The 13,491-nt window shown below is 34.7% G+C and carries 12 protein-coding genes; 5 read left to right on the forward strand and 7 right to left on the reverse strand.

Features of this window, described 5'->3' with window-relative positions:
* Positions 1 to 26: 26 nt before the first annotated feature.
* The 3 genes from hppD to R1T42_RS08165 form a co-directional block, all read right to left on the reverse strand.
* Entirely contained in the window at positions 27 to 1,190 is a 1,164-nt protein-coding gene (hppD, locus tag R1T42_RS08155) for a 4-hydroxyphenylpyruvate dioxygenase (RefSeq protein ID WP_036580409.1), read from the reverse strand.
* A gap of 278 nt (positions 1,191 to 1,468) precedes the next feature.
* The gene (locus R1T42_RS08160; protein WP_317289997.1) at positions 1,469 to 1,957 is read right to left on the reverse strand and encodes an OmpH family outer membrane protein; all 489 of its coding nucleotides are present in this window, start codon (positions 1,955 to 1,957) and stop codon (positions 1,469 to 1,471) included.
* A gap of 92 nt (positions 1,958 to 2,049) precedes the next feature.
* On the reverse strand, positions 2,050 to 4,665 hold the full coding sequence (locus R1T42_RS08165; RefSeq protein ID WP_317289998.1) for a T9SS type B sorting domain-containing protein: 2,616 nt from the start codon (positions 4,663 to 4,665) through the stop codon (positions 2,050 to 2,052).
* 136 nt (positions 4,666 to 4,801) lie between these two features.
* Between R1T42_RS08165 and R1T42_RS08170 the strand changes: the two genes are divergently transcribed.
* Positions 4,802 to 5,698, forward strand: coding sequence for a DUF6263 family protein (locus R1T42_RS08170; protein ID WP_317289999.1), 897 nt, complete (start codon positions 4,802 to 4,804; stop codon positions 5,696 to 5,698).
* A 62-nt stretch (positions 5,699 to 5,760) separates the two neighbouring features.
* Here the strand turns inward: R1T42_RS08170 and R1T42_RS08175 are convergent, their stop codons facing one another.
* Entirely contained in the window at positions 5,761 to 7,110 is a 1,350-nt protein-coding gene (locus tag R1T42_RS08175; protein ID WP_036580403.1) for a DEAD/DEAH box helicase, read from the reverse strand.
* 179 nt (positions 7,111 to 7,289) lie between these two features.
* Here R1T42_RS08175 and rlmF point away from each other — a divergent pair, with 179 nt between their 5' ends.
* Positions 7,290 to 8,147, forward strand: a complete 858-nt coding sequence (gene rlmF, locus R1T42_RS08180; RefSeq protein WP_036580401.1) for a 23S rRNA (adenine(1618)-N(6))-methyltransferase RlmF — start codon at positions 7,290 to 7,292, stop codon at positions 8,145 to 8,147.
* 141 nt (positions 8,148 to 8,288) lie between these two features.
* Here rlmF and R1T42_RS08185 read toward each other — a convergent pair whose 3' ends face one another.
* A complete protein-coding gene (locus R1T42_RS08185; protein ID WP_317290000.1) occupies positions 8,289 to 8,957 on the reverse strand; it encodes a rhodanese-like domain-containing protein in 669 nt (222 codons plus the stop codon).
* Between the two features lie 68 nt (positions 8,958 to 9,025).
* Positions 9,026 to 10,300 (reverse strand): pyridoxal-dependent decarboxylase, encoded by a 1,275-nt coding sequence (locus R1T42_RS08190; RefSeq protein WP_317290001.1) that lies wholly within the window; start codon positions 10,298 to 10,300, stop codon positions 9,026 to 9,028.
* A 105-nt stretch (positions 10,301 to 10,405) separates the two neighbouring features.
* Here R1T42_RS08190 and R1T42_RS08195 point away from each other — a divergent pair, with 105 nt between their 5' ends.
* A complete protein-coding gene (locus R1T42_RS08195) occupies positions 10,406 to 10,777 on the forward strand; it encodes a VOC family protein (RefSeq protein ID WP_317290002.1) in 372 nt (123 codons plus the stop codon).
* A gap of 38 nt (positions 10,778 to 10,815) precedes the next feature.
* Positions 10,816 to 10,980, forward strand: coding sequence for a Lacal_2735 family protein (locus R1T42_RS08200; protein ID WP_036580395.1), 165 nt, complete (start codon positions 10,816 to 10,818; stop codon positions 10,978 to 10,980).
* 233 nt (positions 10,981 to 11,213) lie between these two features.
* Here the strand turns inward: R1T42_RS08200 and argS are convergent, their stop codons facing one another.
* Positions 11,214 to 12,995, reverse strand: coding sequence for an arginine--tRNA ligase (gene argS, locus R1T42_RS08205; RefSeq protein ID WP_317290003.1), 1,782 nt, complete (start codon positions 12,993 to 12,995; stop codon positions 11,214 to 11,216).
* 69 nt (positions 12,996 to 13,064) lie between these two features.
* Here argS and R1T42_RS08210 point away from each other — a divergent pair, with 69 nt between their 5' ends.
* Complete coding sequence (locus R1T42_RS08210; RefSeq protein WP_317290004.1) at positions 13,065 to 13,490, forward strand: hypothetical protein; 426 nt, start codon at positions 13,065 to 13,067, stop codon at positions 13,488 to 13,490.
* Position 13,491: the final 1 nt, after the last annotated feature.

Here is a 13,491-nt window from a genome sequence, read left to right on the forward strand (position 1 = left end):
GCTTTTTTATTTGATTAAAATAATATTTATAAAGTACCTCTTCTTGCCTGTTGTCTTTCAATAGCCTCAAATAAGGCTTTAAAATTACCTACTCCAAAGGATTGGGCACCTTTACGCTGGATTACTTCAATAAACATGGTAGGTCTATCTAATACGTTATTAGTAAATAACTGTAACAGGTAACCTTCATCATCTCTATCGATAAGAATACCATGTTTTTTAAGTAATTCTATATCCTCATCGATCTCACCTACTCGTTCTAAAATATCGTCATAATAAGTATCTGGAACATAAAGAAACTCAACACCACGTTCTCTCATTGCGCTTACTGTCGCAACTATATCATCTGTGGCCACTGCAATATGTTGAACTCCAGGACCATTGTAGAAATCTAAATATTCTTCTATCTGAGATTTTTTCTTTCCTTCGGCAGGTTCATTGATAGGGAATTTAACACGACCATTACCGTTACTCATTACCTTACTCATAAGAGCAGTATACTCTGTAGCGATATCATCATCTGCAAAAGAAATGATTTGAGCAAATCCCATAACTTCACCATAGAACTTACACCATTTATTCATCTCATCCCATCCTACATTACCAACCATATGGTCGATAAATTTTAAACCTACAGGCTCAGGATTGTAATGAGATTCCCATTTTTCATATCCTGGTAAGAAGACTCCATTATAATTTTTGCGTTCTACAAATATGTGAACAGTTTCTCCGTAGGTATAAATACCCGAGCGCACTACTTCACCAAATTCATCTTTTTCAACGGTAGGCTCTAAGTAAGGTTTTGCACCACGTTTAGTTGTTTCTTCAAATGCGCTTCTAGCATCATCTACCCATAAAGCAACTACTTTAACGCCATCTCCATGAACATTGATATGCTCATTGAGCTCTCCACCTTTTTGTAATGGAGTGGTAAGGACAAGTTTAATTTTGCCTTGTGTTAATACGTAGGATACGCGATCCTTAAGACCAGTTTCTAGGCCAGCATAAGCAAATGATTGGAATCCAAACGCACTTTTATAATAATGTGCTGCTTGCTTTGCATTTCCTACATATAACTCTACGTAATCTGTACCTAGTAATGGAAGAAAATCTTCGGCTTCACTGAAAAGTTTTTTAAGTGAATATTCTGTATTTGCTAGGTTAGTTAAGTTTTTTATTTCTTTAGACATAATAATTTTTAATTGTAAATAATGTTATAATAATTAAGGTATAGAGAACTTATATTATTACCACATTGCCCTTACATGAGAAGCTATTTTATATGAATAATCGATCATTGTATCTAAGATTTAGAACTTAAAAAGTTGCCATTTAAGAAGACTAGGTAAATATACAGATTTGAATATAACTAAAGTATAGATGAAGACTGTTTATGCCTGTTTACTTACATCAATTCATAAAAAAAGCCGCTCTTTATGAGCGGCTTTTTTTTATGAATTGAGAAATTTTATAATCCCATTTCTGTTTTAACTGCTTCAGTAATATTTACAGAATCTTCTGCAAATAATACAGAACTAACAGATACGATAATTTTAAATCCTTTTGCCTTTGCTACCTTTTCTATAGCTGCATTCAGTTTATCATATATAGGTTGCATCAATTCATTTCGTCTAGTTGCTAATTTTAATTCGGCACCTTGCTTTTCTGTATTTAAAGAACCTTCTAGCTGTTGCGCCATTTTAATGATTTCTTGTCTTCTTTCTTCAGTTACTCCTTCTGATTGTGCTTCTTGTTGTAAAGCTTGAAATCTTGCATTAGCATTGGTTTCGGCTTTTGTAATATCTGCCTGAAGGTTACTGGTGTAATTTTTTAATTGTGTTTCTGCAGCGCTTACCTCTGGCATTTTAGACAATAAAAACTCTGCATCAACATAACCTGTTTGTGCAAATGAGAAAGATGAAGCTACAAAAGCTACTAGTAATAATAATTTTTTCATGATTGTATTTTAACGGGCACAAGATAATTAAAATGTTCCCTATTGTTTATATAATTTTCAAATTCCAATAACTAAGCCAAAGTTAGTCAAGGTTACCTTTTCACTGCAAAAAAACCTGTCGTCTCTGTAGGAACACCGTTAACTTCATATTTTAACTGATACCAGTAAGTGCTAGACGGCAATGGATTACCATTATAAGTGGCGTCCCATCCTATTCCATCTGGCGCTAGTTGTTTTAACAATTTACCATACCTATCAAAAATATAAATACCCGTGACTGTGACATCAGCACTATTGATATCTATTCTCCAGAAATCGTGATAACCGTCATTATTAGGTGTCATATAATCTGGTATCACAAATAAAGGCTCTTCAGGTTCTGGGATGACCACTACCGGATTGATGGTCAATTCAAAACTTATCTCATCGTCACAACCAGACGCATTAATATCATAAGCATATAGAGTTACTGGATAAGTTATAAAATCTGTAATGTCGATAACATCACCAGTAGCATACGAACTACCTAATCCATTAGGTTGAGTATAGAACAACTGATTACCACTTAAATTATTCCCGCCGATACTAGGAAAAGTATAAGATCCTGTGGCAATTTGAGAACCTATAGGATTTAATTCTGGTACTGGTATGACATTTATAGTTAATGTTTCTGTGATGGAATTATTTGTGGTTAGTCCAGTATCTGTAACCGTACATTCATAAACTGTAGTAACAACTGGCATTACTGTTAAAGACATCGCAGTAGACAGCACAGTGGTCGTTCCTTGTTCTCGCCATTCATAATTATAAGAACCTTGGGCAGTCGCAGGACTCACCGTTGCAGTTAATGTAGTAGACTCACCAGCGCAAAAATCATTTCCTGTAGCACTAATTGTTAAACTAAGCATAGGCGGATCCATTATACCTAGAATAAAACTCTCTTCATCACTACAACTACCGTTATCATCATAAATGTATAGAGCGATAGGCAATACTGCAAAATCTGCTGCGGTTACTACATCACCTGGGTTATACATGATTCCATTTCCATTGGGTTGTGTATAATACACCTCAGCTCCTGTTAAACCTGTTCCTGTTATGGCCGGAAATGTAAAACTACCTGTCACGTTTTGATCTACTAGATCATCTATATCAATAACTGGTAGTACATTAAAATCTGTCATATCAAATCCCATATCCGTTCCGTTCTCTACACCAGAGTCATTTACAGTTACAGAAACTGTAGTCGCAACATTAACAGTTACGGTAATAGATGACGTGTTAGGATAACTTGTTCCCTGTGTATCTGACCAGTTAAAGCTATAATTACCATAAGGAGTTGCAGGAACCGTTGTAGCAGTTAATGTGACCATATCACCGTCGCATACATCTTGAATTCCTCCAGGAGTAATGGTAACTTGAGCATCAACAAATTCTATATCAAACTGCTCAATGAGCTCACAACCATTTGCATCAATTCCATATACAAATATTGTTGCTGGATTAGTTGTAAATAATGATGGATCAACTACATCACCGGCATTCCAAGGCGTGCCCGTATGTGCTGGATTATCATAAAATGCAGCATTTGCAGGAATATTAGTTCCTGTTATTGCTGGTAATGTATAATTACCATGCGTGATAACATTTGCAATAGGATTCCACGATGGTATTGGGTTTACAGTAACTGTAATACTAGAGGTCGCTATATTATCTGGCGCCACACGTCCCGAGTCTGTAATAGTACATTCGTAAGTGGTTGTGGCCGTGATATTAATAGGTAAAATAGCACTAGTACCTACTACACCTGCCTGACCTTGTATACGCCATTCATAAGAGTACACGCCTAATGGAGTTAAAGGGTTTGCAGTAGTGTTAAGAATTGTATTGGCATTTTGACAATATTCTGGATCAGTATTCCCGTTTGAATCTTCTATATCTAAACTAATCGAACAAATAACATCAGACGCGACCTCAGCAGCGCCAAATATATCTGAACTCACCAAGTTAGGGCAGTTTGCGGTAGTTTGAGCTGTATTAATATCAATAAAACGCGTATCATTTCCACCTGTCGCTACTAATTCAAAAGTTGGATTTATCGCACAAGGATTTGCGGTAATTATAGTTACTACCCCAAAAACATTATTAAATCCAGACACTCCAGGAATTGTCCCTACCAGACTAGAATTACTCGGATTTACGACATCTATAAGAGCGAGATCATTACCGTCTGCACTTAGATAAAGATTACCATTGAAATAAGTCAAATCTCCAGCACTAGGAAAACCCGTATCACCTATATATGTAGCAGTCATACTTGCAATATCAAACCTAAAAAGTCCACCAGGCGAATTAGTATGGACACCTAATAAAGTGCCTGGTCCTTCCTTAACTAGAGAATCAACTCTGAAGTTACCCGTAAAACCTACAACGTTTAAAATCCCTAATGAAGTCACTGCCCCATTGGATACATTGATTAAAAATAATTCGTCATTACGTATACCGTACAAAGTATCATCAGTATCACCTTGTGCTATATCAAAGAAAGAAGAAGAATAACTAGCCACTACTGTGGAACTACAGTTACCTAAATCTGCCAGTACGATGTCACCATTTGCTAGACATAAATAAGAAGTATTTACTGATTGCGCTTTCGCGAAAGCGAAAATAAACAAACATAACAAGCTTAAAATCAGTTGCTTTTTCAAGAAAATATAATTTTGCCGCAAAAATATAATAATTATTGACCAAGAACTGACTTATCTTTAGATTATCGTTATGTAATCGTTAAAAAACCAATATTCTACCTTCCCTATATTATATTGCCGAACAAAATAATTCAACATGAAAAAATATCTATTTTTTATTGCTATCCTTTTTAGTATTGTAGCTACCGCTCAGCATGAAATTGTATACAACCTTGAAAAAGGAAAGTCATATCCACAAAATCAAATGGTGACTAGTGAGCAACAGCAAGTTGTTAATGGGATGCCTCAAGAAATCACAACCATTATCACAACAGAAACTGACTATATGGTAACAGATATCAAGGACGGTATTTATTATATAGATATTGTAATTAAAAAAATGTCAAGCGAAACCAAATCACCTATGGGGACTGAATTAATATCATCTGATGGTCCTGCGTCTAACTCGATGAATACTATTTTTAAAAATATGATTAAACAACCTATCAAAATAACCATGAATAAGCATGGTGAGATTTTGAGCTTTGATAATAGTAGTCAAATGGAAGGTTTAACTGATGATGTAGAAATGCCTCAAATGCAATTATTACAAGTAGAAGCAGCTTTAAAAAAAGAAATGGATGCAGAAAAACAGAGCTCTAACTACCAGCAATTAACCGCTATTTTACCTAAAGAAAAAGTCGCTGTAGGTGATTCTTGGTTTCAAACCATAACGGTGAACTCTATAGCTTCTTTTGAGGCTACTAGCAGCTTTCAATTAGAAAGCGTATCCGAGGATTCTTATATGATAAGCTCTACGGCTATTTTAAAAACTCCAGATAATTCAAGTACTAATCTTAATGGTATGGAAGCTAACTACAGTCTTTCTGGTCCTAGTTCTGGAACTTACACGATAGACAAAGAAACAGGTTGGATTACTAATGCATCTATAAAACAAGAATTAGATGGTAACATTGTCATTAAGAAATCGGATACGATGCCACAAGAAATGAAAATGACTATGAAAACACAAACAATTACAATTATTGAATAATCGTAATATCTCTAATAAAAAAAGCCCCTTAAGCATATTTTCTTAAGGGGCATTTTTATGATTTATTTTTTTCTACGGCGATTTGCGATTTTATCACCACGTGTTTTGGGTTTCTTATATTTTTTTGCAATTTCCCTACGATAGCTACCACCTAAATTCACTTTTTTATTCTTCTCGCTTTTCTCATGAAAAGATGCTCCACGTTCTTCTTCAATGATTTTATGAGGATTGAAAATCTCACGCACGACTGGTTTCTCTTCAGGTGTTTTTTGAGTTGAAATTTCAACTTCTTCTGGGAAAGGAATTTCTGGAATTTTATAATCCATTAATGCCTCGATAGCTTCTTTATCTTCTCTTTCTTTCTCTGTGTAGAATAAGATAGTTTTACCTTTTTCCTCTGCACGTCCACTACGACCTATACGATGCATATAATTTTCTGGAAATGAAGGAACATCTATATTGATTACGTGTGATATTTTATCTAAATCTAATCCACGCGCCATAACGTCTGTCGCTATCAATATACGACGTTCTCCAGTATCAAAAAGTTCAATAGAGCGCAATCTGTAATTCTGCGTTTTATTAGAATGTATAACTGCAATTTCATCACCATATCGTTCTAGCATGTACTCTTGTAGACGATCTGCACTTTTTTTATTACCAGCAAAAACCAGTACTTTTCTAAATTCCTCCTCATCTGTAAGAAGGTCCATCAAAAGATTAGCTTTAGTATAAAAGTTCTCTACTGGATAACAAGTTTGCTCTATATTCTCTAATCTCGTACCACTTACTGCTACAGATACTTTTTCTGGATTAAAGAAATAAGATTTTATAAAATCCTCTATTTGATCCGTCATAGTAGCACTGAACATAATGTTCTGACGCTTTACAGGTAAATGATCAAAGATATTAGTTAACTGAAATCTAAAACCTAGATCTAGCATCACATCAACCTCATCAATAACTACCTTCTTACAATTCTTTAATCGCACCGTTTGTGCAACAATTAAATCATATAAACGTCCAGGAGTTGCTACAATAATATCCACTCCATCTGTTACCGCTTTCTTTTGTGTATTGATGTTAGTACCACCATAAACACCTAATACTCTTACATTGATATAAGCAGCATAGGCTTCAATTTGCTCAACAACTTGAACAACTAGTTCTCTAGTAGGAACTAGAATAAGCATTCTAGGATCTAATGTGTCTGCATATTTTAATTCATGAAGCAATGGCAACATATAGCCCAGTGTTTTACCAGTACCAGTTTGTGCAATACCTATCATATCTCTACCCGATAAAATAACGGGAAAAGCCTGCTCTTGAATAGGTGTCATTGTAGTAAAACCTAAATCGTTAATACCATTGCGCAATGGTGTTCCCAGATTTAGTTCCTCAAAATTCTTCATGAAAATGATTTTTGCAAAGGTAATGGAAATGACTCAGGTAACGTGCTGTTAAACAATTGGTTTTTCAGGGCTAGCAACAATCTTAAACTTACTTATTTACCCAGTCATTAATCAAACTAATCTACCAGAAACACAGCTCTTTAATATTTAAGAGCATCTACTATCTTATCTTTGCAGACATGCATGATAATAATTTACACAAACATGGATATGATCTCGACTTGCTGTCAGAATCATATCCAGATCTGAAGTCTCATTTCATTACAAAAGAAGATGGCTATATAAGTATAGACTTCACTAATCCAGCCTCTGTACTTGCTTTAAACAGCGCATTACTCAAGGAGCATTATGGTGTTAATCACTGGGAATTACCAGTCGATTATTTAAGTCCGCCGATACCTAGCCGTGTAGATTACATACTGCATCTAGCAGATTTAGTAGGAGAAAAAAACATCACAGGTTTAGACATCGGTACTGGAGCTAATATGATTTACCCTATTCTAGGAACTGCTATTTTCAATTGGAAAATGGTAGGTAGTGAAGTTGATCCAGAAAGCTATGATTTTGCAACGTCCTTGCAAGAGAAAATTACCATGCCTAAATCACGTAAAATTTCTAACATCAAATTGAGATTTCAAGAAGACCGTGGTTCTATATTAAAGAATATCATTAAGCCTCAAGAGCTTTATGACTTTACTATGTGTAATCCACCTTTTTACGGTAGCGAAGATGAAGCTATTAAGGCCAACCAGCGCAAAAATAAAAACCTAGGTAACGACGTGAGTGATCGCAATTTTGCCGGTAAATCTCACGAATTATGGTGTAATGGTGGCGAGGCATTATTTGTAAAAAGACTGATCAAAGAAAGTGTTGCTTTCAAAGCACAAGTGGGCTGGTTTACCAGTTTAATATCTCGTAAAGAAAACTTACCGAAACTTGAAAAACAACTTACCAAATTAAAGGCTACTTATAAGATAGTGCCTATGAATAGCGGGAATAAAAAGAGTCGCTTTATTGCTTGGAAGTTTGAGAAGTAGATTCTTCTTGTTTTAATTGAGCTTCTTTTTCAGTATTATTTTTAAAGTTATCACAGCCGGTACATACACAGCTTAAACATTTTGAAGTCTTGTTTTCATTATTCATGTCACTAATGGTTTTAAGGTTTATAAAATCAATATTTAAGCTGCTTTAGGATCTTTAAGCGCATTTATTCCACCTATTAAATCACGTACATCAATAAGATTGTGACCTTTTAAAATACTAGCCGCAATCATACTGCGATATCCATTTACACAATATAAAATATATCTTGCCTCCTTATCCATGGCTTTGGCTTCAGTACTTAATTCATGTAGGGATAGATGTTTAGCTCCTTTTATATGATTTAATTGATAATCTCTCTTATGACGTACATCTATTAAAACAGTGTCTTGTTCTTTAATAATTTTCAAAAACTCGTCATTAACAATGCGCGAAGTTTTAGTTATAGGCCTTCCAGAATCTAACCATGTATTGAAACCTCCGAGAAGAACACCTATACAATTATTAAATCCTGCTCGAGATAATTTCATTAAAACATCTATCGCCGTGCCATCATCACAAACTAATAAAATAGGTTGATTCAAATTAGGGATTACAACAGTTAAGCAACTAGTGAAAGTACCATTCAACCCTATATTTATACTACCAGGTATGGCTGCGTCTGCATAATGATCTGCACGACGAGTATCTATGATAATCGCCTGATTTTTAACCGCACTAATCACAAAGTCTTTAACGTCTATTTGTAATTCATCTAAAGGGTTAAATTTTCCATCTAGACCTGATGATTTATGATATTCCTCCATTTATTTACAATTTGTTAGGTTGATAAGATGACGCTTTCGCGAAAGCGTAATTCTAAAATTAATCGTCGCTACACATCATTTACCGTAATACTTTCTTTAAAATCAATAAGAAACTGTGTGATTTTATCACCCTTTACATGATCCATTACAACAATTTTAAACCACTCTGGATGGTTATGATTATCTGGTACAAGTCCGTATTTAACAGCAATCATAGGTGTAACAAAATCACGATGGATGGTAATAATATTGCTATCCTCAAAATGAATGAGTTTTACATCAAGCTCTAACAAATGATTTTTTAATCGCGTCGTGCGAGCAGCTAGCGCCAGCATGCGCTCTGCCCAATCATACGGCCCATAATTCATTAAAATTTTATAAATACTTATGGCGTTTGCGCCACTGCGACTACCTACAAGTGTACAATCCATACCTGCTACATACTGTGCACTATCGGTAAGACTATATTTGAGTAATCCTTTTCTGATTACAAAAATTCCAGTACCATAAGGCGCCTGTAACATCTTATGTGCATCTAGTGTAAATGAATCTATACGATCATCATTAAAGGTCAATGATTGATCTGGATTTGTAAATGGCAAGAAAAAGCCACCATATGCTCCGTCTACATGAACTTTAACCGTCATGGAAGGATACTGTGCGATAACAGCCATATAGTCATCCAATGAATCTACAGAACCGAACATAGTCGTCATCATGTTACAAACCAGTATCAGCTTATCAACACCTTGTGATTGTAATACCTCTAATCGGTTTTTAAGATCTGTTGAATCGATGGCTCTAGTTTCTGAATCAACCTTAATTTTAGCAAGTTTAATATTTAACAGATTGCTTGCTTTATCCATACTATAATGAGCATCTTCACTACATAAAATAGCTATAGAACTATAGTCTTTTTCTAGTGCATAAGTTTCATTAAATAAGTTGCGATATACCCATATGGCTTGAATATTACCTTCTGTACCACCTGAGGAGACATAGCCATCAATAGTATCTGACTGTGCTTTGAGAATATCTTCGGCAATAATTTTAATAACCTCAGCTTCTAATCGCTGCGTCCCAGAAAAATAAGGCTCTGATAAATCTGTATCCGTATGTACACCTATATGATTGGGATTATTAATAAGTGTTTTAAGAAATGTAGAGCCATCGAGCACTTGAGAATCTGGTGCAAATTCTTGCTTATCTAGATGCGATGCTGGCACACCCATTTTTAAACTATCATAATAATTAATATTTTGAGATAATGCCTCTAAAATGTGCTGATCAATAGTTTCTTTAGAAAGACGCTTCCAATTATTATAAACCTGATTATAAGTCACTTATATTGTATTTAATAGATGAGCCGCTAAATTATTTAAATTTAGGATCACAAGTAATGATAATTATCATTTTGTTCAGGTAAAACATATATTTTTAAATATTCTATGCAACAAAATCTGGCAACTAAGTCCATACGACCTTTTATAGGCTGCAATGATTATTCAGAATCTATTGCTTTTTATAAAGCCATAGGATTTCACGTGACTTCCATAGCGACTAACATGAGTGTTTGTCAACTAGGAAATTGTAGTTTCTATCTTCAAGATTCTCAGGTTAAAGATTGGATAGACAACACGATGTTATTTCTTGAGGTTAATAATCCAGCAGGCTTTTTAAGTTACTTGAAATCTCTAGATTTAAAGAAACAATTCCCTACCATTAAACTGAAAGGAATGGTGGATTATGATTGGGGACAAGAGTTCTTTCTTCATGACCCTAGTAATATATTGTGGCATATAGGCGCTTTCAAAGAGTAATGAAATAAAACTTTTCCGACTTTATTAAAAAGACTGTTATGTTTGGATTATTTAAAAAGAAAAGTGAGTTAGAGAAATTACAGGATGAGTATAAAAAACTCATGGGAGATTTTCACAGGCTATCAACTTCAGATCGATCTGCTGCGGATGCTGCTTTTGCCAAAGCTGAAGAAATTGGCAAAAAAATGGATGCTTTGAAGTAAGTCCTGAGTTTTGTAGTCCTCATCAGGAAGTCTCTTTTTGAAATCCGTCATACTAAATTTTTTCAGCGTCTGGTTTAACTAAGACGTTGGGTAATACTATCTACTGTCTTTTGTTTCTATCATGGGCAGATTCTGAAACGAGTTCAGAATGATAGGTTAAATACTTATAATTTTATTTTCAAATTGAGTTCTGAAATTTAAAAATTCACAGCTTACGAATTCAAAGACTACATCTACATCTGTTTAGGAACTTCTATTCCTAATAATCCACAAGCAGATTTTATTACCGCTGCCGTTTTAAAACATAATAGTAAACGGAATTGCTTCATCTCTACATTTGATTCCTCTACGATTTTAGGAACGTTCTGGTAGAATGAATTAAATTCTTTAACCAATTCGTATACATAATTTGCTACTAGCGCAGGACTATAATTTCTGGCTGCAGCTTCAATAGTTTCTGGATATTGTTGTAATAACTTAATGACTGCAGCATCTTTATCTGTTAATGCTAAATGTGTTGCTACTTTTAAATCGCCTTGTTCAAATCCAGATTTCTTTAAGATAGACTTAATACGTGCATGTGTGTATTGAATAAAAGGTCCCGTGTTTCCTTGAAAATCTACCGATTCTTTAGGATCAAACATCATGTTTTTCTTAGGATCAACTTTAAGCATGAAATACTTTAATGCTCCTAGTCCAATCATTTTATAAAGATCTTCCTTATTGGCATCGCTCATTCCTTCTAGCTTGCCTTGTTCTTGTGCAATCTCTCTAGCAGTATCTGTCATTTCTTCCATGAGCTCGTCTGCATCTACCACAGTTCCTTCACGAGATTTCATTTTACCAGACGGCAACTCTACCATTCCGTAACTTAAATGGTATAGATTCTCTGCCCAATCGTATCCTAGTTTCTTAAGAATTAAGAAAAGCACCTTAAAGTGATAATCTTGCTCATTACCTACAGTATACACCATAGAGTTGATATCGTGATCTTTTACACGTTGTATAGCTGTTCCTATATCTTGAGTCATGTAAACCGCTGTTCCATCAGAACGTAATACAATTTTACGATCCAGTCCTTCATCAGTCAAATCAATCCATACAGAACCATCTGGATCTTTTTCAAATACGCCTTTATCTAGACCTATTTGAACTACATCTTTACCAAGTAAATAGGTATTACTTTCATAGTATAAACTATCAAAATCAACACCTAGGTTTTTATAAGTAGTTTCAAAACCATCATATACCCAACCGTTCATTTTTTTCCATAAAGCAACTACAGCTTCATCATCTTGCTCCCATTTGCGGAGCATTTCTTGAGCTGCAATAAGTAATGGCGCTTCTTTTTTAGCTTCTTCTTCGGTTTTGCCGGCAGCTATTAAGTCTGCAATTTCCTTTTTATATTCTTGATCAAATTTTACATAGTAATTCCCAACTAGTTTATCTCCTTTCAATCCTGTAGATTCTGGAGTTTCTCCATTACCATATTGTTCCCAAGCCAGCATGGATTTACAAATGTGGATACCACGATCATTGATGATTTGGGTTTTATTCACTTTACGTCCTGTAGCCTCTACTATTTGAGCTACAGAGTAACCTAATAAATTATTACGCACGTGTCCTAAATGCAGTGGCTTATTAGTATTAGGTGAACTGTACTCTACCATCACACCTGACATTGTTTTATCTACTGGTGATTTACCATAATCAGATTGAGATAAGATATCATTAAAGTCTTTAAGATATACTTCATGAGCTACGGTAATATTTAAAAACCCTTTAATCACTTCGTAAGATGTAATCAAGTCTGTTTTTGCTAGCTCTGCGCCTATTTGTTCACCTATGACAGCTGGATTACCTTTGATATGTCTTAACATAGGAAATACCATTACCGTAAGGTCTCCGTTTTGATCTTTTCGCGTAAGCGTAATCTCCACATTTTCTAATCTTACAGAAAATAATTGTTCAACAGTGTTTTTTACAGCAGTTTCCAGTTGATTGTTAAGCGTCATGGTTACAAATTTAAGCTTGCAAAGATAAGGATTATGAAAGGCTTAAGGAACTTTTGAGACTATTAGAATATGCTGTATAATGTATCTTATAACGACCCAGAAACAAGACGCCTTATTGAAAATGACGTAGGCAAAGTTTTAAGCTTGCGCCAAAGGTGGAAACTCAACGGCAGTGGTTCTCCTAAATTACATATTACATCTTCTAGCATACAGATTCATAACTTGCTAGTCGTTGATAATAGTCTTAAGGTGTGCAATATCGAATTAAGAGAAAAAGGAATCATAGTCAGATTTCGTTCTAGATTGCAGACCTATGCCCTACCTATTCCCTATTATAAGCTTAATGTATATAAAGGTCGTGCCGAAGAATATAGTATTTACAGAGATAATTATTTTGTTAAGGTAAAAGCAAACCGCAAACCTATTCATGATTTTTTCAAAAAAGTAAGTCAGCAAAAAGGTGATACTGGATTTGAATATGTAGATGATTTGTAAT

The sequence above is a fragment of the Nonlabens ulvanivorans genome, assembly GCF_032922765.1.
GTDB lineage: Bacteria > Bacteroidota > Bacteroidia > Flavobacteriales > Flavobacteriaceae > Nonlabens > Nonlabens ulvanivorans.